This window comes from Thauera aromatica (genome assembly GCF_023093595.1).
Classification (GTDB): Bacteria; Pseudomonadota; Gammaproteobacteria; order Burkholderiales; family Rhodocyclaceae; genus Thauera; species Thauera aromatica_A.
In genome coordinates this window covers 31,155-54,493 of sequence record NZ_JALLIK010000102.1, presented here as the reverse complement: position 1 = coordinate 54,493, position 23,339 = coordinate 31,155, and the positions used below count along the sequence as shown (strand labels likewise).

20 protein-coding genes are annotated in these 23,339 nt (G+C 66.0%); 8 read left to right on the top strand and 12 right to left on the bottom strand.

What is annotated here, in order from left to right; all coding sequences use genetic code 11:
- Positions 1 to 25: 25 nt before the first annotated feature.
- A complete protein-coding gene (locus MXC99_RS09830) occupies positions 26 to 649 on the bottom strand; it encodes an RlmE family RNA methyltransferase (protein ID WP_247725280.1) in 624 nt (207 codons plus the stop codon).
- A gap of 89 nt (positions 650 to 738) precedes the next feature.
- Here MXC99_RS09830 and yhbY point away from each other — a divergent pair, with 89 nt between their 5' ends.
- Positions 739 to 1,188, top strand: a complete 450-nt coding sequence (gene yhbY, locus MXC99_RS09825; protein ID WP_247725279.1) for a ribosome assembly RNA-binding protein YhbY — start codon at positions 739 to 741, stop codon at positions 1,186 to 1,188.
- Positions 1,189 to 1,290: 102 nt separating this feature from the next.
- On the opposite strand, the gene greA is transcribed toward yhbY, so the two are convergent.
- From greA to MXC99_RS09795, 6 genes are all read right to left on the bottom strand, one after another.
- Entirely contained in the window at positions 1,291 to 1,767 is a 477-nt protein-coding gene (greA, locus tag MXC99_RS09820) for a transcription elongation factor GreA (protein WP_247725278.1), read from the bottom strand.
- Positions 1,764 to 4,994: a carbamoyl-phosphate synthase large subunit gene (gene carB / locus MXC99_RS09815; RefSeq protein WP_247725277.1), complete on the bottom strand. Its 3,231-nt coding sequence runs from the start codon at positions 4,992 to 4,994 to the stop codon at positions 1,764 to 1,766. The genes greA and carB overlap by 4 nt, the downstream gene beginning before the upstream one ends.
- 88 nt (positions 4,995 to 5,082) lie before the next feature.
- Positions 5,083 to 6,225 carry a glutamine-hydrolyzing carbamoyl-phosphate synthase small subunit gene (gene carA / locus MXC99_RS09810; RefSeq protein ID WP_247725276.1) on the bottom strand — a complete coding sequence of 381 codons (1,143 nt, stop codon included), beginning with the start codon at positions 6,223 to 6,225 and terminating at the stop codon, positions 5,083 to 5,085.
- Positions 6,226 to 6,421: 196 nt separating this feature from the next.
- Positions 6,422 to 8,986 (bottom strand): response regulator, encoded by a 2,565-nt coding sequence (locus MXC99_RS09805; protein ID WP_247725275.1) that lies wholly within the window; start codon positions 8,984 to 8,986, stop codon positions 6,422 to 6,424.
- Positions 8,987 to 8,993: 7 nt separating this feature from the next.
- The gene (dapB, locus tag MXC99_RS09800; protein WP_247725274.1) at positions 8,994 to 9,800 is read right to left on the bottom strand and encodes a 4-hydroxy-tetrahydrodipicolinate reductase; all 807 of its coding nucleotides are present in this window, start codon (positions 9,798 to 9,800) and stop codon (positions 8,994 to 8,996) included.
- Between the two features lie 67 nt (positions 9,801 to 9,867).
- On the bottom strand, positions 9,868 to 10,278 hold the full coding sequence (locus MXC99_RS09795; RefSeq protein WP_247725273.1) for an outer membrane protein assembly factor BamE: 411 nt from the start codon (positions 10,276 to 10,278) through the stop codon (positions 9,868 to 9,870).
- A gap of 154 nt (positions 10,279 to 10,432) precedes the next feature.
- Here MXC99_RS09795 and fur point away from each other — a divergent pair, with 154 nt between their 5' ends.
- Positions 10,433 to 10,891, top strand: coding sequence for a ferric iron uptake transcriptional regulator (gene fur, locus MXC99_RS09790; RefSeq protein ID WP_107220971.1), 459 nt, complete (start codon positions 10,433 to 10,435; stop codon positions 10,889 to 10,891).
- A 60-nt stretch (positions 10,892 to 10,951) separates the two neighbouring features.
- On the opposite strand, the gene recN is transcribed toward fur, so the two are convergent.
- Entirely contained in the window at positions 10,952 to 12,622 is a 1,671-nt protein-coding gene (recN, locus tag MXC99_RS09785) for a DNA repair protein RecN (RefSeq protein WP_247725272.1), read from the bottom strand.
- A 142-nt stretch (positions 12,623 to 12,764) separates the two neighbouring features.
- Positions 12,765 to 13,649 carry an NAD kinase gene (locus tag MXC99_RS09780; protein ID WP_247725271.1) on the bottom strand — a complete coding sequence of 295 codons (885 nt, stop codon included), beginning with the start codon at positions 13,647 to 13,649 and terminating at the stop codon, positions 12,765 to 12,767.
- A 130-nt stretch (positions 13,650 to 13,779) separates the two neighbouring features.
- Here MXC99_RS09780 and hrcA point away from each other — a divergent pair, with 130 nt between their 5' ends.
- Complete coding sequence (gene hrcA / locus MXC99_RS09775; RefSeq protein WP_247725270.1) at positions 13,780 to 14,808, top strand: heat-inducible transcriptional repressor HrcA; 1,029 nt, start codon at positions 13,780 to 13,782, stop codon at positions 14,806 to 14,808.
- A 47-nt stretch (positions 14,809 to 14,855) separates the two neighbouring features.
- The gene (gene hemH / locus MXC99_RS09770; RefSeq protein WP_247725269.1) at positions 14,856 to 15,953 is read left to right on the top strand and encodes a ferrochelatase; all 1,098 of its coding nucleotides are present in this window, start codon (positions 14,856 to 14,858) and stop codon (positions 15,951 to 15,953) included.
- Between the two features lie 81 nt (positions 15,954 to 16,034).
- On the opposite strand, the gene MXC99_RS09765 is transcribed toward hemH, so the two are convergent.
- Positions 16,035 to 17,396 carry a serine/threonine-protein kinase gene (locus tag MXC99_RS09765; protein ID WP_247725268.1) on the bottom strand — a complete coding sequence of 454 codons (1,362 nt, stop codon included), beginning with the start codon at positions 17,394 to 17,396 and terminating at the stop codon, positions 16,035 to 16,037.
- 216 nt (positions 17,397 to 17,612) lie between these two features.
- On the opposite strand from MXC99_RS09765, the gene MXC99_RS09760 reads away from it, so the two are divergent.
- From MXC99_RS09760 to ubiG, 3 genes are all read left to right on the top strand, one after another.
- Positions 17,613 to 18,932: a TRZ/ATZ family hydrolase gene (locus MXC99_RS09760; protein ID WP_247725267.1), complete on the top strand. Its 1,320-nt coding sequence runs from the start codon at positions 17,613 to 17,615 to the stop codon at positions 18,930 to 18,932.
- Positions 18,933 to 19,035: 103 nt separating this feature from the next.
- Positions 19,036 to 19,743 carry an OmpA family protein gene (locus MXC99_RS09755; RefSeq protein ID WP_247725266.1) on the top strand — a complete coding sequence of 236 codons (708 nt, stop codon included), beginning with the start codon at positions 19,036 to 19,038 and terminating at the stop codon, positions 19,741 to 19,743.
- Between the two features lie 123 nt (positions 19,744 to 19,866).
- Complete coding sequence (gene ubiG / locus MXC99_RS09750) at positions 19,867 to 20,571, top strand: bifunctional 2-polyprenyl-6-hydroxyphenol methylase/3-demethylubiquinol 3-O-methyltransferase UbiG (RefSeq protein WP_247725326.1); 705 nt, start codon at positions 19,867 to 19,869, stop codon at positions 20,569 to 20,571.
- A 34-nt stretch (positions 20,572 to 20,605) separates the two neighbouring features.
- Here ubiG and MXC99_RS09745 read toward each other — a convergent pair whose 3' ends face one another.
- Entirely contained in the window at positions 20,606 to 21,292 is a 687-nt protein-coding gene (locus MXC99_RS09745; protein WP_247725265.1) for a TetR/AcrR family transcriptional regulator, read from the bottom strand.
- Between the two features lie 150 nt (positions 21,293 to 21,442).
- Positions 21,443 to 22,201, bottom strand: a complete 759-nt coding sequence (locus tag MXC99_RS09740; RefSeq protein WP_247725264.1) for an enoyl-CoA hydratase/isomerase family protein — start codon at positions 22,199 to 22,201, stop codon at positions 21,443 to 21,445.
- Between the two features lie 325 nt (positions 22,202 to 22,526).
- On the opposite strand from MXC99_RS09740, the gene MXC99_RS09735 reads away from it, so the two are divergent.
- The gene (locus tag MXC99_RS09735; protein ID WP_245880867.1) at positions 22,527 to 23,303 is read left to right on the top strand and encodes an SDR family NAD(P)-dependent oxidoreductase; all 777 of its coding nucleotides are present in this window, start codon (positions 22,527 to 22,529) and stop codon (positions 23,301 to 23,303) included.
- Positions 23,304 to 23,339 lie beyond the last annotated feature (36 nt).

Sequence of the window (23,339 nt, the reverse complement as noted above, 5' to 3'; positions counted from 1 at the left end):
GGCAATCGTTCGCCCGCCCGAACATTCAAAACGGGCGCGGCCCCTTGCCCAGCAGATAGACTTCGGCACTGCGATCGCGCGAAGCCTTCGGCTTGCGCACCTGGACGCTGGCGAAAGCCGCTTCCATCTGCTTGCGATAAGCCATGAAGCCCTCACCCTGGAACACCTTGACGAGGAAGTGACCGCCCGGCCTCAGGTGGCGACGGGCAAACTCGAGCGCAAGCTCGCACAGATGGATCGAACGCGCCTGGTCCACCGCGGCGACGCCGGACAGGTTCGGCGCCATGTCCGACAGTACGACATCGACCTGCGCCCCCTCGAGGCGGGCCTCAAGCGCTTCGAGCACGGCCTCTTCGGTGAAGTCGCCGAGCAGAAAGTCGACCCCAGCGACCGCTTCCATCGGCAGCAGGTCGAGTGCGAACACACGTCCGTTCGGGGCGCAGCGCTTGACCGCGACCTGGCACCAGGAGCCGGGCGCCGCGCCGAGATCGACCGCTACCGCTCCCGGCCTCAGGAGCCGGTCGCGATCATCGATCTCGATCAGCTTGTACGCGGCACGCGCGCGATAGCCTTCGGCCTGCGCGCGCTGCACATAAGGATCGTTCAGGTGATCATGCACCCAGGCACGACTGGTCTTGTTCTTCTTCATCCGTTCGTCCGCAGTTCCGGCGCGGGCACAGGGCACGCACTCGGAGTAGAATCCGGGTCCCAAGGAAGTCAAGCACCCAGAGAATTTCAATGACCGAGCTCACCCCGGCACAGCGCCGCGATCTGCGCGCACGCGCCCATCACCTGAACCCCGTGGTCACCATCGCGGGCAACGGCCTCGCCCCCAACGTCGTGGCCGAGATCGAACGCTCGCTGCAGGCGCACGAACTCATCAAGATCAAGGTCCAGGGCACCGAGCGCGAGCAGCGCGACACCTTGATGGAGGAACTGTGCGCCACCCTCGATGCCAGCCCGGTGCAGCACATCGGCAATATCCTGATCGTCTGGCGCGCACGCCGCGAGACTGAAAAACCCGCCCCGGCCACCGAAAGCAAGCCCGCTCGCGGCGCCGCCACGGCCAAATCGGCCGCAGCCTTCGCCGCCGCGGCGCGGCGTGCCGCGCTGGCCAAGGCCAGCGCTGAATCGAGACGCACCCCGGCGCCACGGAGCCGCAGCAGTAGCGGCTCACGCGGGCGCTGAGCCCCCCGCCGAGTCCCCTCTGACGGCCCCCGGTCGCGTCGGCCCGGGAAAGACCGAACGCGAAGTGAGAGAACATTCCACCGCCCGCAGCGGTTGGAATGTTCAGAGGTAGCGCACGTCGATGATCTCGTACTCGCGCACGCCTCCCGGCGCCTGTACTTCCGCGATATCGCCGGCGTACTTGCCGATCAGCGCGCGGGCGATCGGCGAGCTGATCGAAATCTTGCTGTCCTTGATGTCGGCTTCATCGTCACCGACGATCTGATAGGTCACGATCTGGCCGGAATCGAGATCCTCGAGTTCGACGGTGGCGCCGAACACGCAGCGCCCGTCGGCGTCGAGCAGTTTCGGGTCGATGATCTGGGCGTTGGCGAGCTTGGCCTCGACCTCCATGATACGGCCTTCGATGAAGCCCTGACGGTCCTTGGCGGCCTCGTATTCGGCGTTTTCCGAGAGGTCGCCATGCGAGCGCGCCTCGGCGATCGCAGCGATCACGTTCGGACGCTCGACGGTCTTCAGGCGGTGGAGTTCGGCGCGCAGCTTCTCGGCGCCGGCCACGGTAAGCGGAGTCTTGTTCATGCGGTCTGATTGAGTTCGGCGTGCAGCTCCTGCACGGAATAGACTTCGATGCTGCCGGCCAGATGGCGCATGCCCATGCACGCGGCACGCGCCCCTTCGATGGTGGTGAAGATCGACAGCTTGGCGGCCAGCGCGCTGGTACGGATCGAGCGCGAGTCGGTCACCGCTTGGCGTTTTTCCTCGACGGTGTTGATCACAAGGGCGATTTCCTCGTTCTTGATCATGTCGACGACGTGCGGGCGGCCTTCATTGACCTTGTTGACCACCGTCACCGGGATTCCCGCCGCCTCGATCGCCGACGCCGTGCCGCGCGTGGCGACGAGGGTGAAGCCGAGATCGTGGAGTTCCTTCGCCACTTCGACCGCCACCGGCTTGTCGCTTTGCTTGACGCTGATGAACACCGCGCCGGACGTCGGCAGCCGCACTCCGGCGCCGATCTGGCTCTTGACGAAGGCTTCGGCAAAGCTGCGGCCGACGCCCATGACTTCGCCGGTGGACTTCATTTCCGGCCCGAGGATGGTATCCACGCCGGGGAACTTGACGAAGGGGAACACCGCTTCCTTGACCGAGTAGTACGGCGGCACGACCTCGCCGGTGACGCCCTGGCTGCCAAGGCTCTGGCCGGCCATGCAGCGCGCGGCGATCTTGGCCAGCGGCAGCGAGCAGGCCTTGGAGACGAAAGGCACGGTGCGCGAGGCGCGCGGGTTCACCTCCAGCACGTACACCACGGCGTTGTCGCCTTCGCCCTGGATCGCGAACTGGACGTTCATCAGGCCGACGACTTCGAGCGCACGCGCCATCGCCACCGTCTGACGGCGCAGCTCGTCCTGCAGCTTCGCCGACAAGGTGTAGGGCGGCAGCGAGCAGGCCGAGTCGCCCGAGTGCACGCCGGCCTGCTCGATGTGTTCCATGATGCCGCCGATCATGACCTGCTTGCCGTCGGAGATCGCGTCGACGTCGACTTCGGTGGCGTCGTTGAGGAAGCGGTCGAGCAGCACCGGCGACTCGTTGGAAACCTTGACCGCTTCGCGCATGTAGCGCTCGAGATCCTTCTGCTCATGCACGATTTCCATCGCCCGCCCGCCAAGGACGTAGCTCGGCCGTACCACCAGCGGGTAACCGATTTCAGCGGCGAGCCGGACTGCCGCTTCCGGCGTGCGCGCGGTGCGGTTGGGCGGCTGCCTGAGGCCGAGGTCGTTGAGCAGCTTCTGGAAGCGCTCACGGTCTTCGGCCGCATCGATCATGTCCGGGCTGGTGCCGATGATCGGCACGCCGTTGTCGGCGAGCGCCTGGGCGCGCTTGAGCGGAGTCTGGCCGCCGAACTGGACGATGACGCCGACCGGCTGCTCGATATGGACGATCTCGAGCAGGTCTTCGAGCGTGATCGGCTCGAAGTACAGGCGGTCGGAAGTGTCGTAGTCGGTGGACACGGTCTCCGGGTTGCAGTTGACCATGATCGTTTCGAAGCCGTCCTCGCGCAGCGCGAGCGCGGCATGCACGCAGCAGTAGTCGAACTCGATGCCCTGGCCGATGCGGTTGGGGCCGCCGCCGAGCACCATGATCTTCTTCCGGTCGGTCGGGCGTGCCTCGCACTCGTCCTCGTAGGAGGAATACATGTAGGCGGTGGAGGTGGCGAATTCCGCCGCGCAGGTGTCGACGCGCTTGAACACCGGGCGCACACCGAGTGCGTGGCGGTGCAGGCGCACCGCGGTTTCATCGGCACCGAGCAGCTTCGCCAGGCGGCGGTCGGAGAAGCCCTTGCGCTTGAGCTCGCGCAGCTCGCCCGCCTGCAGGGCTTTCAGCGAACGGCCGGCGAGCGCTTTTTCGGTGAGCACGATGTCCTCGATCTGGGCGAGGAACCAGGGGTCGATCTTGGACAGGGCGAACACTTGCTCCTGGCTCATGCCTTCGCGGAAAGCCTGGCCGACATACCAGATGCGCTGCGCCCCCGGATTGGCGAGTTCGTGTTCCAGATCCTCGCGGTCGGCTTCGACCTCGTCCAGGCCGTAGACACCGACTTCCAGGCCGCGCAGGGCTTTCTGGAAGGATTCCTGGAAGCTGCGCCCCATCGCCATGACTTCGCCCACCGACTTCATCTGCGTGGTCAGGCGGTCGTTGGCCTGGGGGAACTTCTCGAAGGCGAAGCGCGGAATCTTGGTGACGACGTAGTCGATCGAAGGCTCGAACGAAGCCGGGGTCGCGCCGCCGGTGATGTCGTTGCGCAGTTCGTCCAGGGTATAACCGACGGCGAGCTTGGCTGCGACCTTGGCGATCGGAAAACCGGTCGCTTTCGAGGCCAGCGCCGAGGAGCGCGACACGCGCGGGTTCATCTCGATGACGATCATGCGACCGTCCTTCGGGTTGATGGCGAACTGCACGTTCGAGCCGCCGGTGTCGACGCCGATTTCGCGCAGCACCGCGATCGAGGCGTTGCGCAGGATCTGGTATTCCTTGTCGGTCAGGGTCTGCGCCGGGGCGACGGTGATCGAGTCGCCGGTGTGCACGCCCATCGGGTCGAGGTTCTCGATCGAGCACACAATGATGCAGTTGTCGGCGCGGTCGCGCACGACTTCCATCTCGTATTCCTTCCAGCCGAGCAGCGACTCTTCGATCAGCAGCTCGTTGGTCGGGCTGGCCTCGAGGCCGCGCTTGCAGATCTCGTGGAACTCTTCCATATTGTAGGCAATGCCGCCGCCGGTGCCGCCGAGGGTGAAGCTCGGGCGGATGATCACCGGGAAGCCGATCCCGCCCTGCACCTGCAGCGCCTCTTCCATGCTGTGGGCGATGCCCGAGCGCGCCGAGCCGAGGCCGATCCTGGTCATCGCGTCCTTGAACTTGAGGCGGTCCTCAGCCTTGTCGATGGCCTCTTCGGAGGCGCCGATCAGTTCCACGCCGTACTTCGCCAGCACCCCGTTGCGGCCGAGGTCGAGCGCGCAGTTGAGCGCGGTCTGCCCGCCCATGGTCGGCAGGATCGCGTCCGGACGCTCCTTCTCGATGATGCGCTCGACCACCTGCCAGGTGATCGGTTCGATATAGGTGACGTCGGCCGTTTCCGGGTCGGTCATGATCGTCGCCGGGTTCGAGTTCACCAGGATGACCTTGTAGCCTTCCTCGCGCAGGGCCTTGCAGGCCTGGGCACCGGAATAGTCGAACTCGCAGGCTTGGCCGATGATGATCGGACCGGCGCCGATGATCAGGATGCTCTTTATGTCGGTACGTTTCGGCATTGTCTTGCCTCGATGATTCCTTGATGCGGCGCCGGATGCGCGCGCATCGAAAACGGGGGGCGGCGGGACGGACCCGCCGGATGCCGTGTTACGCGGCGGCTTGCATCAAACCGATGAAACGGTCGAAGAGGTAGGCGACGTCGTGCGGGCCCGGGCTCGCCTCCGGATGGCCCTGGAAGGAGAACGCCGGGACGTCGGTCCGCACCAGCCCCTGGTTGGTGCCGTCGAACAACGACACATGGGTGACGCGCAGGTTCGCCGGCATCGTCGAGGGGTCGACCGCGAAGCCGTGGTTCTGGCTGGTGATCAACACCTTGCCGGTGTCCAGATCCTTGACCGGGTGGTTGGCGCCATGGTGGCCGGTGGCCATCTTCATGGTCTTCGCCCCCGAGGCCAGGGCCAGCAGCTGGTGACCGAGGCAGATACCGAAGGTCGGCGTGCGCGTGGCGACGATCTCGCGGATGGCGGCGATCGCGTAGTCGCAGGGTTCGGGGTCACCCGGGCCGTTGGACAGGAACACGCCATCCGGATTGAGCGCCAGCACTTCGGCCGCCGGCGTCTGCGCCGGCACCACGGTGAGGCGGCAGCCGCGCTCGACGAGCATGCGCAGGATGTTGTACTTGACGCCGAAATCGTAGGCGACGACGTGGAAGCGGCCATCGGCGCGGTCGGTGTAGCCGCGGTCGAGCCCCCATTCACCCTGCTTCCAGTCGTAGCGTTCGCTGACGCTGACGACCTTGGCGAGGTCCATCCCGGCCAGGCCGGGGAAGGTGCGCGCCTGGGCGACGGCGGCTTCGGCGCTGAGCGTCTCCCCCGCGCCGGCAGTGACGATGCAGCCGGCCTGGGCGCCCTTTTCGCGCAGCACGCGGGTGAGCTTGCGGGTATCGAGCCCGGCGATCGCAACCACTCCCGCGGCCTGCAGATAAGCATCGAGGCGCTGGGTCATGCGGAAGTTGGACGGCAGGATCGGCAAATCGCGAATGATGAGACCGGCCGCGTGCACCTTGAAGGATTCGACGTCCTCGGCATTGACGCCGGTGTTGCCGATATGCGGATAGGTCAGCGTAACGATCTGGCGGCAATAGCTCGGGTCGGTCAGGATTTCCTGATACCCCGACATCGAGGTATTGAACACGACCTCGCCGACCGTGCTGCCAACCGCGCCGATGCCCTTGCCGTGAAACACCGTTCCGTCGGCAAGCGCAAGGAGGGCGGACGGGAATGCACTCACGAGAAACTCCTGGATTCAGCTTGAAAATCTGGGGGCAGGAAGTTCGATCCCTGCCCGGCATGTGCAAAAAAGCGGGACGAGCCTCTGGGCCGATCCCGCTGTATAAACCGCAGGATTGTATATTTTCGGGCGTTTGAAGGCAAATTCGCCCGCCCGGCAGAGGCCCGCGCCAGCAGGCAGGGGCGCACGGCACCCGTCACTGCGCAGCCCCCCGGCCGCCGTTCTCCGCAGCCCCGCACGCAGCCTGCGCAAGGGCCGCCGCCTCGCCACGCACGGCCCGGGTCAGCAGTCCGATCTCATCGATCAGGACCTGGGCCTGGAGCGTCGCGGCGGCGGGGTCGCCGGCCCGTGCGAGTTCCTCAAGGCGCTGCGCCGCATCGACCGAGCGGGTCGCAGCGAACAGCCCGAGCGAGCCTTTGAGGGCATGTGCGAGTTCGCCCAGGCGAGCGTAATCCAGTCCGGCCGCAGCCCGCTGCAGCTCGCTCACCGTCCGCCCGGCGTCGCGCAGGAAGACGGCGAGCAGTTGCTGCACCACGGCCTCGTCGCCGTCGAACATCGCGCGCGTCTCGTCCAGGCAGGCGATACGGCCGCGCTCGTCGTCACCGCATTCGGGGCGATCGAAGGCACCGGAGTCGTCCTCCTCCCCATCCGTGCCGGCCAGGCGCCGGTGCACACGCTCGATCGCGGAAAACAGGGTCTGGGGGCGAACCGGTTTGGAAATGTAATCATCCATCCCCGCATCGAGACAGCGCTCGCGGTCGCCGTCCATCGCGTGCGCGGTCATCGCGATGATCGGCACCGGCATCCACGCCCCCTGCGCCACCCAGCTGCGCCGCGCCTCACGGGCGCGAATTGCCCGGGCAGCCTCGATACCGCCCATCACCGGCATCTGCACATCCATCAGCACGAGGTCGAAGCGTCGCCGATCGATCGCCTCCAGCGCCTCTTCGCCATTGGCGGCAAGCGTGACCCGGTGCCCGGCACGCTCGAGCATCCGCACCGCAACCATCTGATTGACCGGGTTGTCTTCGGCAACGAGGATGTCGAGCGTGCGATCGCCCGCCTCGGCTCCGGCCGGAGCCGAGGCGGGGAAGGACGGATCGAAAACCAGCACCAGCGGCTCATCCCCCAGCGCGCCCGCCATGGCGCCGCTGCGCGCCATGTTCAGTGCATCGAACAGGTCGTCGCTGGAAAACGGTTTGACAAGGCGGAACGGCAGCCCCAGCTGATCGCAGCGCACCGCGTCATTGCGTTGCGAATGGCTGGACAGCATCATCACCAGGCGGTCGTGCCGCGGGTCGGCTTCGGCAAAGCGCTGCGCCAGGGCGAAGCCGGCCGGCTCGGGCAGTTCCGCGTCCATGACGAGGAAGTCGAAGGGGTCGCGGCCGTCGCACGCGCCACCGAGGGCGACCAGCACGGCTTCAGCGCCGACCGCGACCAAGGGACGCATCCCCCGGCTGCGCATCATCCGGCCGAGGCATTCGCCGAAGGCAGGATTGCGCGCCGCGACCAGCACGCGCGCTCCGCGCAGCGCGTGCTGGCCTCCGGGGCGCGCCTCGGCCACCCCCTCGAACGGCAGCGTGAAGCTGAAAACGCTTCCTTTTCCCGGCGCGCTATCGACTTCGAGGGTGCCCTCCATCCGCTCGACGAGACGGCGCGAAATGGCCAGCCCGAGCCCGGTGCCGCCGTATTTCCGCGTGACCGAGGTGTCGGCCTGGGAAAAGGCATCGAAGATGCCGTCGAGCTTGTCCGCGGGAATTCCGCAGCCGGTGTCGCGCACCGAAAACCGCAGCAGCGCGGGATGCACGGAGGCGCCAAGACGCTCGAGGGTGACTTCGATTTCCCCGCGATCGGTGAATTTGACCGCATTGCCGACCAGGTTGAGCAGGATCTGGCGCAGCCGGGTGGGGTCGCCGCGCAGCACCGCCGGCACGTCGGCACCGATCTCGAAGAACAGCTCGACGCCTTTCTGGGCGGCGCGCAAGGCCAGGGTACGGCACGTTTCCGCGAGCACCGCGCCGACGGCGAAATCGATGCGCTCGAGTTCAAGCCGGCCCGCCTCGACGCGGGAAAAATCGAGGATGTCGTTGAGGATGGTGAGCAAGGCCTCGGCCGAGGATTTCACCGTGCGCAGGTATTCGCGCTGTTCGCCGCCGAGATCCGAATCGAGCAGCAGCTCGGTCATTCCGATGATGCCGTTCATCGGCGTGCGGATCTCATGGCTCATGTTGGCGAGGAAATCGCCTTTCGCCCGGCTCGCTGCTTCGGCCGCCTCCTTGGCTTCAAGCAGCTCCAGTTCGCGCACCTTGCGCTCGGTGATGTCGCGGACCGTGCCCAGCACGCTGCACCAGCGACCGTCGGCTGCGCGGTCTGCCGCCGCGCCCCGCACCTCGACCCAATGCCAGGCGCCGGCCGCGCCCCGTACCCGGAGCTCGATGTGGAACTCCGCGGATTCGCCGCGCAGGTGTGCGCGCAGGCAGGCCTGCATGGCCCGACGGTCGTCCGCCTGAACGAGCGCCGGCCAGTCCGCAAGCGCCGCGCGGAGCCGCTCCGTGCGGTAACCGAGGCGTGCGCACCAGCGCTCGTCGAGCTGCAGCGTACCGGTGCGCAGATCGAACTCCCAGACCCCGGTGGCGGTATTGGCCGAAATCAGCGCCAGATGCCGGCGCACACGCTGCAGTTCGTGGCCGGGCTCATCCCCCGCCATCGAAGCAGGAAGGTCGCCCGCCTCCCCGCTCCTTCTGCCGGCGTGCCCGTCCATGTCGCGCTCAGCGCAGGCCGAGAACGTCCTGCATGTCGAACAGACCTTCACCCCGCCCGGCGAGATACTTCGCCGCGCGCATGGAGCCCAGCGCGTACGGCATGCGGCTCCCCGATTTGTGGGTGATTTCGATGCGCTCGCCGATGCCGGCGAAGAGCACCGTGTGGTCCCCCACCACGTCGCCGCCGCGAATCGTCGAAAAACCGATGGTATCGGCCTTGCGCTCGCCGGTATGGCCCTCGCGTCCGTAAATCGCGCACGCCTCGAGGCTGCGCCCGAGCTCGCGGGCGACGACTTCCCCCATCCGCAAGGCGGTGCCGGACGGCGCATCGACCTTGAAACGGTGGTGTGCCTCGATGACTTCGACGTCGTAGCCTTCGGACAGGATGCGCGCCGCGACTTCGAGCAGCCGGAACACGGCATTGACCCCGACCGCCATGTTGGGCGCGAACACGACCGGAATCGCACGCGCGGCCTCGGCGATCGCCGCCTTGCCCGCGGCGTCGAAGCCGGTGGTGCCGATCACCATCGCGCGCCCCAGTTCGCGCGCGAGTGCCAGATGCGCAAGCGTGCCTTCGGGACGGGTGAAATCGATCACGCAGTCGGCAGCCGCGATCGCTGCACGGGCAGCGTCACCGATCATCACCCCGGTCGCCACGCCCGCCATCTCGCCGGCATCGCGGCCGACGAAGGGCGTTCCCGGGCGATCGAAGGCGGCGGCGAGCACGACGCCCTCTTCCTTCAGCGCGGCTTCGATCAGCATCCTGCCCATGCGGCCGGAAGCTCCGGCGATCGCTACACGAATGTCAGACATGAAACTCTAATCCTTAAAAAGCGAAGCCCGGCGACAGCCCCGGGCAAGACCGCGAGCGGTACGGAAATCAGCGATCGGCGGCGGGCGCGACCTCGACCACGCGGCTGCGCTCGGGGGCGGCGGCCCGGGTGCCGGCCGAAGCCGCCGGCTGCACATCACCTTCGACCCGATCGAGCAGGTCGTCGACGAACAGCACCGAAATCACGCGCTGCTGGACGTCGCCGCGGCCGGGACGGAAACGATAGACGTAATCCCAGCGATCTTCGCGGAACATGTCCACGACCAGCGGCGATCCCATGACGAAGCGTACCTGGTCGCGCGTCATGCCGCGGCGAAGCTGGGAAACCATTTCCTGGTCGACGTAATTGCCCTGGCGGACATCGATGCGGTACGGATCGACCACTCCGACAATCGAATCGAAGGAGCAGCCGGCGAGCACACTGGTGGCGACGAGCGCCGCGACGAGATAGGAGGGCATGAAAGGTATCGGGGCTGGCGCGACGTGGTCGCAGTTCTCAGAAAGGGGCAAAAAATATAACATATGGTGGCATCACAGGGCGTTCCACGTCTCGCGAGGCCCGCTCGTTCATGCCGACCCTGCCATCCGCCGCTCCTTTCCCCAACAGGCTCCCATGTCCGACAACTCCAAGAATCTGAAAAACATCGGTCTGAAGGCGACCTATCCGCGCCTGAAGATCCTCGACCTCTTCCAGAGCTCGGATCAGCGCCACCTCACCGCCGAGGACGTTTATCGCACCCTGATGAACGAGGGCATGGACATCGGTCTCGCCACGGTTTACCGGGTGCTGACCCAGTTCGAACAGGCGGGCCTGCTCGAGCGCCACTACTTCGAGTCGGGCAAGGCGGTTTTCGAACTCAACAAGGGGGGGCACCACGACCACATCGTCTGCATGCAGTGTGGGAAGGTGGAAGAGTTCTTCGACCCCGAAATCGAGCGCCGGCAGAACCAGATCGCCACCGAGCGCGGCTTCGCGATCCGCGAGCACGCACTCTACATCTATGCCGACTGCAAGCGTGAGAACTGCCCGCATCGCGACGCCGACGCCGAAAGCCGGTCCTCACCGGAGTAAGCAAGGCCCCCGCGGCGAAAAGCGCCAAGAGCAGGGGCCGGGAGCGTGCGGGAAGCGCGTTCAAGCACTGCCGGACGCACCCCGCCCGAGCATTTCCGCGGCATGCTCGCGGGTCGTCGCGGTGATCTTCACGCCGCCCAGCATGCGGGCGATTTCGTCGATCCTGCCCTGAGCATCGAGCGGCGTGACCTCGCTCAGCGTTTCACCGGAACGCTCGAGCTTGGCGATGCGCCACTGCCAGTCGGCACAGGCCGCGACCTGGGGCAAATGCGTCACGCACAGCACCTGACGGTCCCGCCCCAGGCGTGCGAGCAGGGTGCCGACGATCTCCGCCACCCGGCCGCCGATGCCGACATCGACTTCGTCGAAGATCAGCGTCGGCACCGCCGAATCACGGCTGGCCATGACCTGAATCGCCAATCCGATACGCGACAGTTCGCCCCCTGAGGCAACTTTCGCCATCCCATGCAAAGCTTGACCCGCGTTGGCCGCCACCTGGAACTCCACCACCTCCAGACCGTGCGCAGTCGGTTCGCAAGGACGCAGCGCAACCTCGAACCGCCCTCCGGCCATCGCCAGCGTCTGCATCGCCGCGGTAATTTCCGCCGACAGGCGCTGCGCCGCCGGCTGGCGCGCTGCCGACAGCCGGCCGGCGGCGTCTTCGAACGCGCGGCGTGCGCCCGCCTCGGCCGCAGCCAGGCGCGCCGGGTCCGCCGTCGCCTCCAGCGTGTCGAGCCGCAGCTGCCACTGGCGCTGCAGTTCAGGCAGTTCGTGCGGAGCGACCCGGTATTTGCGTGCCGTATCGAGCACGGCGGCAATGCGCGCCTCGACCGCGCGCAGGCGCAGGGGGTCGAGCTCGAGGCGATCACGGTAGCGACGCAGCGCATGCAGGGCCTCGTCGGCCTGAATCGCGGCGGCCGTCAAAAGTTCGCGCACATCATCGAGCCCGGGGTCGTAGCCGGCCAGCGCCGCGATCCGCCCGCCGAGATGACGCAGGCTGGAACAGACCGCCAGATCTCCCTCGCCGAGTGCGGCAAGCGTTTCGTCGACCCCCTCGATCAGGCCGGCGGCATGACCCAGGCGGCTGTGTTCAGCGTTGAGCTCGTCCCATTCGCCGGCGTCGAAAGCGAGCTCTTCGAGCTCGCGCAGCTGCCACCCAAGCAATTCGCGCTCGCGCGCCGAGCCGGCCGAATCGGCCTCGGCCTCGCGGTGAAGGCGTGCCAGTCGCTGCCACTCGCGGTGCAGGCCGGCCACTTCGGCAGCGAGCGGCCCGGCACCCGCACGGGCATCGAGCAGGGCGCGCTGCGCCTCGGCGCGCAGCAGCGCATGGTGGCCATGCTGGCCGTGGATGTCGGCGAGCCATTCGCCGGCTGCGCGCAACTGCGCCAGCGTCACCGTGCTGCCGTTGATCCACCCCCGGCTGCGACCGCCGGCATCGATCGTGCGACGCAGGATCAGCCCCCCGTCGTCGGCGCTCAGTCCCTGCTCCTGCAGCCAGCACGCGAAAGCTTCGGCATCGGGCGCGTCGAACTCCGCCGCCACCTCGGCGCGCTCGCACCCGGCGCGCACCATGGTCGCGTCGCCCCGCCCACCGAGCGCCAGCCCCAATGCGTCGAGCAGAATCGATTTGCCGGCACCGGTCTCGCCGGTGAGCGCACCGAAACCGGCACCGAATTCGAGCTCAAGTCGATCGACAATGACGAAATCACGGATGGTCAGGCTGCGCAGCATGGCAAGGTCGGGACGGGGCAGCAGGTCGTTGGATTACGGGCGGCATCGAAAAGCACCGGGGGCGCCGCGGCGGGAGCGGGTGATTTGGCGCAGGAGCCGCTCCCCCGACCCCGCCGCGCGGTACGCCGCGCCAGGGCGCGCATCAGTCATGTCTGGGCTCGGCGCTCCAGTGCAGCTTCTCGCGCAGCATCGCGAAGTAGCTGTACCCCTCGGGATGCAGCAAGCGCAGCGAGTGCGGCGAACGACTCACCCGGACACAGTCCCCGGCGCGCAGATCGAAGCGGGCCTGGCCGTCGAAATGTACCCGGGCATCTTGTGGCGGAAGCAGCACCATATCGATGCGGCACGAATCGGGCAGGGTGATCGGGCGGGCGGTGAGCGCGTGCGGGCACAAGGGCACGAGCGCGATGCCGCCGACGCTCGGGTGCAGGATCGGGCCGTTCGATGACAACGCGTAGGCAGTCGAACCGGTCGGAGAACTCACGATCATGCCGTCCGAACGCTGGGTGTACACGAACTCGCCGTCCACGGAAAGCTCGAATTCGATCATGCGCCCGAGTTCGCCCTTGTTCACGACGACATCGTTGAGCGCGAGAGTATGGAAAACGCGCATGCCGCCGCGCAACACTTCGGCATCGAGCATGAAGCGGACTTCTTCGGTGTAGCGACCATCGACGATTTCGTCGAGGCGTGCGAGCGCGTCGCTGCGCGCGATATCGGTCAGGAACCCCAATCGCCCGAGGTTGATGCCCACCAGCGGCACGGCGTGCTCGACCAGGCGGCGGGCGGTGTTGAGCATCGTGCCATCGCCGCCGACCACCACCGCGAGATCGGCCTCCGCGGCGATGCACTCGTAGCTCGCCGCCGCGAAATCGGCGGCGCCGCCAATGGAACTCGCCGTACCTTGCTCGATCCACACCAGCAGGCCGCGCTCGCGCAGAAAGCGGGCGATCGTCAGCACCGACTCCGCGACGTCGGGGCTCTGATATTTGCCGATGAGGGCAAGCGTGCGGAAATTCGTGCTCATGGATCCGGATTAAACCACATCCGGGTAGCGGACTGGCGCATCGGCGGTGCAGCGGCAGGCGGGCGGGTGTCACAGTTTTTCAACGCTTCGCGACAGGCTGTTAGAATCAAAGCAATATTCGATTTCCACCATGAATTCGCTCGACCCTCGCTCCCAAATCCTGCTGAAGACCCTGATCGAACGCTATATCGCGGATGGGCAACCCGTCGGCTCGCGTGCGCTATCGCGCTATTCGGGGCTCGAGCTGTCGCCGGCGACGGTGCGCAATGTGATGAGCGATCTGGAAGACATGGGTTTCATCGCCAGTCCGCATACTTCGGCCGGACGCATTCCCACCGCACGCGGCTACCGCTTCTTCGTCGATGCGCTGCTCACCGTGCAGCCGCTGGGCAACGCCCGTGTCCGGGCACTCGAAGATCAGCTCCAGCCCGACCAGCCACGGCGCGTGCTCAACTCCGCTTCCCACTTGCTGTCCGACCTCACCCGCTTCGCCGGAGTGGTCGTCGCGCCGCGCAAGGACGTCGCCCGCATCCGCCAGTTCGAGTTCATCAGCCTGGCCGAAAACCGCATCCTGCTGATCATCGTGACCACCGCAGGGGACGTGCAGAACCGCATCCTGCTCACTCGCCGGGCCTACACCGCGGGCGAGCTCGGCAATGCGGCCGCCTACCTCAACGAGCACTTCGCCGGCCGCTCCTTCGACGAGATCCGTCACGGTCTCACCAACGAGTTGCGCCAGTTGCGCAGCGACATGACCGAACTGATGTCGGCGACCGTGGACGTCGGCACCCAGGCTGCGGAAGAAAGCGCCACGAGCTACGTCATTTCGGGCGAGACCAACCTCCTCGGCATCGAGGATCTGTCCTCCAACATGACCCGCCTGCGCGAGCTGTTCCAGCTTTTCGAACAGCGCACCAGCCTGATGCAGCTCCTCGAACTCTCGAACAAGGCCGAAGGCGTGCAGATCTTCATCGGCGGCGAGTCGGGGCTCGCCCCGCTCGACGGCTGCAGCGTGATCACCGCCCCCTACGAAGTCGACGGCCAGGTCGTCGGCTCGGTCGGCGTCATCGGCCCCACGCGGATGGCCTATGACCGGGTGATCCCGATCGTCGACATCACCGCGCGGCTGCTGTCGAACGCCCTGTCTTCCAACCATTGAACATCGCCGCGGCCGGCTCGGTGTCGGCCCGATGAACCAGGATCCCCATGTCCCGCTACTGGATGGAGCCTTCCTTCAAGCACGGCAGCGCAGCACGCACCGGCGTGTTGCTGGTCAACCTGGGCACCCCCGCAGCGCCGACCCCGGCCGCCGTGCGCCCTTATCTGAAGCAGTTCCTCTCCGACCCGCGCGTCGTGGAAATCCCGCGCCTGCTGTGGTGGCCGATCCTCAACGGCATCATCCTCAATACGCGCCCGGCGGCCTCCGCCAAAAAATACGCCAGCATCTGGATGGATGAAGGCTCGCCGCTGCTGGTGCACACGCTGCGCCAGGCCGGACTGCTTACCAGGCATCTCGCCGATGCAGGCCACGACGGGCTCGACATCCGCTACGCGATGCGTTATGGCGCCCCCTCGATCCCGACCACCCTGAATGCGATGCGCGCCCGCGGCTGCACCCGCATCCTGGTGCTGCCGCTGTACCCGCAGTTCTCGGCCAGCACCACCGCCACCGTGTTCGACGAGGTCGCGCACTGCCTGCAGCATTGGCGCAACCCGCCCGAGTTGCGCTTCGTGCGCGACTTCCACGACCATCCCGGCTACATCGCCGCACTCGCCGACAACGTGCGCCGGCACTGGGTCGCCCACGGCCATCCCGACCGCCTGGTGCTGAGCTTTCACGGCCTGCCGCGACGCACGCTCGAACTGGGCGACCCTTATCACTGCGAATGCCGGACCACCGCCCGCCTCCTGTCCGAAGCGCTCGAACTCGAACCAGACCGCGTTCTGGTCTGCTTCCAGTCCCGCTTCGGCAAGGCTCGCTGGCTCGAGCCCTACACTCAGCCGACGCTCGAAGCCTTGGCCACACAGGGCGTGGGCCGGGTCGATGTGATGTGCCCGGGCTTCGTCTCCGACTGCCTCGAGACCCTCGAAGAGATCGCCATCGAGTGCAAGGAAGCTTTCCTCGGCAAGGGCGGAAAAGCGTTCCACTACATCGCCTGCCTGAACGAGGAAAGTGCCTGGATCGACGCCCTCGCCGAACTCTCCCGCCAGCACCTGGGCAGCTGGCTCGAACGTCCCCCGCCCGATGCGGCAGCCCTCGCCGGCACCCGCGAACGGGCGCTGGCGAGCGGAGCGGAACGCTGAAATCCCCCCACGGTCCTCGCCCCGAGGAGGCCTCAGCCTGCTCGAGACCGCTCGGCGCGGACTGAAATACCGCAGGAAGGCTCAGGAGCCGAGCAACTGCAGTTCGTGAGGGCCCACGCTGCGCTCGGCCTTCACCGCCTCTGCCGCGCTTGCGGCGAGTTGCTTCGAGAGCAGCGCCAGGCGGCGCACGAGGACGGTGCCCAGCTGGCGGAGGAAGCGTTCCAGCACCTCCTCGCTGGCCAGGGAGAGCGCGGCCGGATTGATCTCCAGATAATGGAGCGGCTCGAGCGAAATCACCGTATGCATGTGGCGGTGCTCGAGCTGATCGAGCCAGGCCTGAACCCCGAACACTTCCCCCGGCCCGAGCTCCATCACTCTCCGCCCCTCGATCGAGAGCTCCACCCGGCCCTCGAGTACGATGCCGAAGCGCGGATCGGACTCCCCCTCCCGCATCAGGGCGACATGGCGCTCGACCCTGCGCCACGAGCTGACCCGCACCACCTCCCACAAGTCGACATCCTCGAACTCGGTGAAAAAGGCCAACCCGCGCAACGCGGCAAAGCGGCTGGCGTCGGGGGGTACGTGGCTGTCGTCGAGAATGCGGTAGCGCACCGCGGCGAGATCCTTGGCGAATTCAGCGCCGTTGCGGTAGCGGGAATACAGATCCTTCTCCAGTGCCTTACGGATCACCGCATCCATCTGCTCGGGCACGTCGGGGTTGAGCTGCGACACCGAAGGCGGGTCGGCATTGATGATCTTGTAGACCAGCTGTGCCGGACTGCCGCCCCTGAACGGCAACCGGCCGGTGAGCATGTGGAACAGCAGCACGCCGAGCGAATACAGGTCGGTCTTCTGGTTCAGCGGATAGCCCTTGATCTGTTCCGGGCTCATGTAAGCCGGCGAGCCGACGCCCATGATGAAAGTCGAGTCGGTATCGATCTTCTTGCTGATGTTGAGCGCCAGGCCGAAGTCGGTGATCTTCACGTTGTCCTGATCATCGACCAGGATGTTGGCAGGCTTGATGTCGCGGTGCACGATGCCTTGGCGGAAGGCGTGATCGAGCGCCATGCAGCACTTGAAGACGATGCCGATCGTGCGATGGATCGGCAGCAGGTTCTCGAAGCTGCAATAGCGCTCGAGCGAGCCTCCGGGGAAATACTCCATCACCACGTAAGCCTGGTCGGGCTCGATCGCAACATCGAAGATGCGGATGATGTTCGGGTGGTCGAGGCGCTCGCACACCGCGCGCTCGGCCTTCAGCAGCTTGGTCAGGCGCCGGTTCCACTTGGCCTCGTCCTTGACCTTGTCGTCGAAGCGGACGTGCTTGAGCGCCACCGGCGAGGGGTGATCGTCGCTCTGCGCGAGGTACACGGTCGCAGTTGCGCCGCGGCCGATCTCCTCGACGATGCGGTATTTTCCGATGCGGGTAGGAAGCCGGTTCATGCAATTGAAACAGCAGGTTTCATGCTGCCGCCGGACGTGGCCAGCGCCGATTGTCGCATGAACCCGGTCGGAGGCACGAGAACAGCGCGGACACGCGCGGCCGGATGGCACGGCAGCGGTTGTTCGCCCCTCGGCCACGTGTTTAAACTCCCGCAGTCCCTCCCCGACGCCCACCCCTCACCGGCGGAGGGCGACCATCCTGCCGTGGAGTTTTTTGTGACCGAAGCCATCGACCTGTTGATCCACGCCCGCTGGACCGTCCCCGTCGAGCCTGCCGGGACCGTTCTCGACAACCACTCGATCGCCGTACGCGATGGCCGCATCGTCGCGACCCTGCCCCGCAGCGAGGCGCTCACCCGCTTCCGCGCGACAAGGCAGGTCGAACTGGCCGAGCATGTGCTGATCCCCGGCCTGGTCAATCTGCACACCCATGCGGCGATGAGCCTGATGCGTGGCCTCGCCGACGATTTTCCCCTGATGCGCTGGCTGCAGGATGCGATCTGGCCCGCCGAAGGCCGGCACGTTTCGCCGGCCTTCGTACGCGACGGCAGCTTGCTCGCCGCCGCCGAGATGCTGCGCGGGGGGATCACCACCTGCAGCGACATGTACTTTTACCCCGAGTCCGCCGCCGCGGCCTTCGCCGAGGCCGGCATGCGCGCAGTCCTCGGCCTGGTCATGCTGGAATTCCCCACCTCCTACGCCAGCGATGCCGACGACTGCCTGCGCAAGGGCCTCGCCGCCCGCGAGCGCTGGCTCGGCCACCCGCTGATTTCATTCTCGATCGCACCGCACGCCCCCTATACGGTTTCCGACACCAGCTTCATCCGCGCCCGCGCGCTTGCCGACGAGCTCCGGCTCCCGCTCCATGTCCACATCCACGAAACCGCCGACGAAATCCGCAACGCACTCGCCACCGACGGCCAGCGCCCCCTCGCCCGCCTCGCCCGCCTCGGCCTGCTCGGCGAAAACTTCATCGGCGTGCACGCCGTGCAGATGGACGAAAACGACATCGAGCTCCTCTCCCGCTACAACTGCAGCATCGCCCACTGCCCGACATCGAACATGAAACTCGCCAGCGGCATCGCCCCGGTACCGCGCCTGCTCGATGCCGGGCTTCGGGTCGGACTCGGCACCGACGGCGCGGCGAGCAACAATCGCCTCGATCTTTTCCAGGAAATGCGCCACGCCGCCCTGCTCGCCAAGGTCGGCACCCTCGACGCGACCGCCGTCCCGGCCCACACCGCGCTGCGCATGGCGACACTGGCAGGCGCCCAGGCGCTCGGGCTGGACGCTTCCATCGGCTCCATCACCCCTGGAAAACAGGCGGACCTGTGCGCCATTCGCCTCGGCGACCTGGAAAGCCGCCCCTGTTTCGATCCGGTGTCGCATCTCGTCTACGTTGCCGGTCGAGAACACGTCACCCATGTGTGGGTAAACGGCGAATCCCGCGTGGACAAAGGCGTCCCGCTGTTGCATATTAACGACAGCGAATTGCTCCGTGCGGTTTCGGTGTGGCAAACTAAAATTGTTAATTGAACTGGATAGCTACGGTTCATCCGGCATGGAGATGGCTTCGCGGCTGCCTTCATCTTCGCGTTTCAGTGGCAATTCCGGCGACTCGCCCTACAAAGAGGAAACCATGATCAAACAATCCAAGAAGCAGATGCTGATGCTGGCCGCCATCACCTCGATCGGCCTGTCCGCTCCCGGCGCGTTTGCGCAAGTCAAGGACGTGGTTGTCGACGGCAAGGGCGAAATCCCCTACGTCATCGACGCCCGCAATGTCGTTGCCCGCAGCGGCACCGGCCTGTGCTGGCGCACTGGCTACTGGAGCCCGGCAGCCGCTTCGACCGCCATGGCCGGCGAGTTCCCGGTCGGCTGCGCATGCGACTCCGACATCGTCGCCAAGGACAAGTGTGTCGCCCCAGTCGCCGCCGCTCCGGCCCCGAAGGCTGCACCGAAGCCCACCGCCGACAAGATCAAGCTCTCGGCCGACGCCCTGTTCGATTTCGACAAGGCCGTGCTCAAGCCCGAAGGCAAGACCAAGCTCAACGAACTGGCGACCAAGGCCAAGTCGCTGAAGCTCGAAGTGATCCTCGCCGTCGGCCACACCGACCGCATCGGCTCGGACGCTTACAACCAGCGTCTGTCCGAACGCCGTGCCGCCGCAGTGAAGACCTACCTCGTCTCCCAAGGCGTCGACGCCAACCGCATCTACACCGAAGGCAAGGGCGAAGCCCAGCCCGTCACCGGCAAGCAGTGCGATAGCGTCCGTGGTCGCGCCGCGCTGATTTCCTGCCTGCAGCCGGATCGCCGCGTGGAAGTGGAAGTCATCGGCTCCAAGTAATCCTGCAGCCGTCATGCGAAAGCCCTGCCTCGGCGGGGCTTTTTCGTTTCTGTGCCGAATTTGCCTGAACGCACCGGGAACTCGGCAGTCCGAATCGACAACCCACTTTCGCTTCTTCGAATGATGAGCTCACTCAACGCCGATCCTGCAGAACTCCAGAAATTCAGCGACCTCGCCCACCGCTGGTGGGACCCTGCATCCGAATTCAAGCCCCTGCACGAAATCAACCCCTTGCGCCTGGACTGGATCAACAGCAAGGTCGCGCTCGACGGCAGGACCGTGCTCGATGTCGGTTGCGGAGGAGGAATCCTGGCCGAGGGCATGGCTGCCCTGGGCGCCCGGGTCAGCGGTATCGACCTGTCGGAAAAAGCACTCAGCGTCGCCCGCCTGCACCTGTTCGAAAGCGGGTGGAACGTGGATTACCGCCTGATCAGCGCCGAAGCCTTTGCCGACGAGCAGGCCGGCACGTTCGATGTCGTCACCTGCATGGAAATGCTCGAGCACGTTCCCGACCCGGCGAGCACGATCGCCGCCTGCGCCCGGCTGGCAAAGCCGGGAGGGCATGTTTTCTTTTCCACCCTGAACCGCAACCTGAAATCCTATCTATTCGCCGTGATCGGCGCCGAATACGTTCTCAAGCTGCTGCCGGCCGGCACCCACGAATATTCGAAATTCATCAAACCGTCGGAGCTGACGCGTTATTGCCGCAACGCCGGCCTGGACACCGCGGAACTCATCGGCCTGAGTTACAACCCTCTGACCAAGGTTTATTCGCTCGGCACCGACACCGACGTCAATTACCTGCTGCACACGCGGCGTCCGGAATGAACACAACCCCGGCCGGATCCGCCGCGCGCGCGACTCAGCACACCGGCGGGTTGGCCGCGGACTCTTCGGCGGCGCGCATGCTGGCCAACACCAGGTGGCCCTTGGCGGTCAGGAAAGGCTCCACCAGAAGCTGGATGCCCTCCGCAACATATTCTTCCAACGTATAGCGGTTCCGGTAAGACCAGTGCTTGAGCGCCCACGAGTGGGCGAACATCACGTACTGATAGGCCAGCAGGTGCTCGTTGACCGGGCGCATGAAGCCGGCGCTGGTGCACGCGCGCACGCACCCTTCGATCAGCCGGTTGGTGCGCGTTTCCCCATCCTTGATGAGACTGCGGCGCTCGGCGCGCAGCGACATGGTGGAGCGGTAGGCCAGCACCGTGGCGTCGCGCAGCCGGTCGACGATGCTGCAATACGCCGACAAGGCCTTGCACAGCCGCTCCACGGGATGGGACACCCCTTCCAGGTGCGGTGGGATCTCATTTTCGTAGGAATCGATCACCAGCTTGAGCGTCAGGAAGAGCACGTCCTCCTTGTCCCCGAAATACTGGTAAATCAAGCCCGTGCTGGTGCCGGCCTTGCGCGCGATCTGCTGGATCGTGGTGGTGTGGTAGCCCTCCTCGGAAAACAGCTCGACCGCCGCGAGGATGATCTGCCGCCTGCGCTCCTCGACCAACCTGGGGTCGGACACCACACTCTTCACCTCTCCCGCTGCACTCATCGTCGTTCTTCCTATTGACACTTTTGTCCGTACTGCAAGGGCTGCGCAGCCGGCAGGCCGCTGAAGGCTGGCGGCCTCTGCCTCATCCGAGGCGGCGTGCATTGTCCTGGATCCCCCCATCCCCCGGCAAGGCGGGACGGGCGCCACGAATTATTTCTGCCGGGCGAGGAACTGCTGCACCCTCGCCTGGGTATCCGGCGCGGCGAGCAAGGCGGCGCTGCCCTCGAGCTCGACTTCGTAACCGTCCACCGTGCCGTCGAGCGCTGCGAAAATGCAGCGCTTGCAGGCCGCCAGCGCCTGCGCCGGCAATTCCGCGAGGCGGGCGACCTGCTCACGGGCAAGACGCTCGAGTTCAGCCGCCGGCGCACCGCGATGGGCACAGCCGAGGGTCACCGCTTGCGCACCGCTGATCAGCTCTGCTCCCAGGATCAGGCGCCGGGACACCGCTTCGCCGCAGATCCGGGTCATGCGCTGGGTTCCGCCGGCAGCAGGCAGCAGCCCGAGCCGCGCTTCGGGAAGGCCGACGCTGGCCTCCTCGGCGACCAGGCGCAGATCGCAAGCCAGCGCGAGTTCGAAACCACCCCCCATTGCGGCGCCGCCGATTTCCGCCACCGAAACCTTGCTCGAATGCTCGATCCGGGAAAAAACCGCCTGCATGCGCCGCGTGCTGGCAATCATCTGCGCCCGCCCCGCTTCGGTCGAAAAAAGCGTCCGGATCAGTTCGAGATCGGCCCCGGCGCAGAAAACACGCTGATTACTGCGAATCCACAGCACCCCGACCTCGTCATTGGCTTCGACACAGTCCAGGATTTCATTGAAGCGGTCCAGCCATTCGTCGTTGATGGCATTGACCGGGGGGCGGCACAGCGTGGCGGTGGCAACCGCTCCATCGATATTCAGGGAAATCATGGCTTCCTTTCGTTTCGTTGGGTTGAGGGGGGAGATCCAGCGCATCCGCGCATGCCCCAGGCCATACGTCCGGCCGGGTTGCAGTGACTGATTGATCATTCATCCAAAGAGTCGCATGCTGGAACTCGAAAATCAAGCGCATCAACGATCAAAGCCTTTTATTAACAACAGAAACAACGAAACTCCAGGGCCGCACAAAATTTTCTTGACTTCAAAATCTGACTGAATGATCATTCATCTCATGCGGTGCCGCCCCGCTGTCCAACGGCACCCGCAAGCACACCGATCGAGCGCAAAGCGGCGCAGCGCTCGCCCGGCGAAATCAATGATCCCAATCCGGAGGTTCGAACAAATGCGACTTGAGGGCAAAACGGCAGTTGTCACCGGCGGCGCGTCCGGTATCGGTCGGGCAACGGCAGAAACGCTGGCTGCGGCCGGAGCACATGTAGTGATCGGCGACCTCGACCAGGAAAAAGGCGCCGCCGTCGCTGCAGCCATCCGTGAAAGCGGGCGCAAGGCCGACTATTTCCCGCTCGATGTCACCAGCCTCGACTCGGTCGGCGTGTTCGCCAAGGCGGTGGAAGAGAACGGACTGGAAGTCGACATCGTGGTCAACGTCGCCGGCTGGGGGAAGATCCAGCCCTTCATGGAAAACAGTCCCGATTTCTGGCGCAAGGTCATCGATCTCAACCTGCTCGGACCGGTCGCCGTCACCCACGCCTTCCTGGGCGGCATGATCGCCCGCGGCCGGGGCGGCAAGGTCATCACCGTGGCGAGCGACGCCGGCCGCGTCGGCAGCACGGGCGAAACCGTGTATTCGGGTGCCAAGGGCGGTGCGATCGCCTTCGGCAAGGCGCTGGCCCGCGAGATGGCGCGCTACAAGATCAACGTGAACAGCGTCTGCCCCGGCCCCACCGACACCCCGCTGCTCGCTGCCGTGCCTGAAAAGCACCAGGAAGCCTTCGTCAAGGCGACGCCGATGCGCCGCCTCGGCAAGCCGTCCGAAATCGCCGATGCCGTGCTGTTCTTCGCCAGCAGCGACTCCGACTTCATCACCGGCCAGGTGCTGAGCGTCAGCGGCGGCATGACCATGGTCGGCTGAGACCGCGCCCCGAACACGATCAACCCGACTCACATC

Bases quoted from the DNA above. Each gene is read 5' to 3' on its own strand.
- MXC99_RS09830 (WP_247725280.1), bottom strand. From the start codon at position 649: ATGAAGAAGAACAAGACCAGTCGTGCCTGGGTGCATGATCACCTGAAC.
- yhbY (WP_247725279.1), top strand. From the start codon at position 739: ATGACCGAGCTCACCCCGGCACAGCGCCGCGATCTGCGCGCACGCGCC.
- greA (WP_247725278.1), bottom strand. From the start codon at position 1,767: ATGAACAAGACTCCGCTTACCGTGGCCGGCGCCGAGAAGCTGCGCGCC.
- carB (WP_247725277.1), bottom strand. From the start codon at position 4,994: ATGCCGAAACGTACCGACATAAAGAGCATCCTGATCATCGGCGCCGGT.
- MXC99_RS09805 (WP_247725275.1), bottom strand. From the start codon at position 8,986: ATGGACGGGCACGCCGGCAGAAGGAGCGGGGAGGCGGGCGACCTTCCT.
- dapB (WP_247725274.1), bottom strand. From the start codon at position 9,800: ATGTCTGACATTCGTGTAGCGATCGCCGGAGCTTCCGGCCGCATGGGC.
- MXC99_RS09795 (WP_247725273.1), bottom strand. From the start codon at position 10,278: ATGCCCTCCTATCTCGTCGCGGCGCTCGTCGCCACCAGTGTGCTCGCC.
- fur (WP_107220971.1), top strand. From the start codon at position 10,433: ATGTCCGACAACTCCAAGAATCTGAAAAACATCGGTCTGAAGGCGACC.
- recN (WP_247725272.1), bottom strand. From the start codon at position 12,622: ATGCTGCGCAGCCTGACCATCCGTGATTTCGTCATTGTCGATCGACTT.
- MXC99_RS09780 (WP_247725271.1), bottom strand. From the start codon at position 13,649: ATGAGCACGAATTTCCGCACGCTTGCCCTCATCGGCAAATATCAGAGC.
- hrcA (WP_247725270.1), top strand. From the start codon at position 13,780: ATGAATTCGCTCGACCCTCGCTCCCAAATCCTGCTGAAGACCCTGATC.
- hemH (WP_247725269.1), top strand. From the start codon at position 14,856: ATGTCCCGCTACTGGATGGAGCCTTCCTTCAAGCACGGCAGCGCAGCA.
- MXC99_RS09765 (WP_247725268.1), bottom strand. From the start codon at position 17,396: ATGAACCGGCTTCCTACCCGCATCGGAAAATACCGCATCGTCGAGGAG.
- MXC99_RS09755 (WP_247725266.1), top strand. From the start codon at position 19,036: ATGATCAAACAATCCAAGAAGCAGATGCTGATGCTGGCCGCCATCACC.
- ubiG (WP_247725326.1), top strand. From the start codon at position 19,867: ATGAGCTCACTCAACGCCGATCCTGCAGAACTCCAGAAATTCAGCGAC.
- MXC99_RS09745 (WP_247725265.1), bottom strand. From the start codon at position 21,292: ATGAGTGCAGCGGGAGAGGTGAAGAGTGTGGTGTCCGACCCCAGGTTG.
- MXC99_RS09740 (WP_247725264.1), bottom strand. From the start codon at position 22,201: ATGATTTCCCTGAATATCGATGGAGCGGTTGCCACCGCCACGCTGTGC.
- MXC99_RS09735 (WP_245880867.1), top strand. From the start codon at position 22,527: ATGATCCCAATCCGGAGGTTCGAACAAATGCGACTTGAGGGCAAAACG.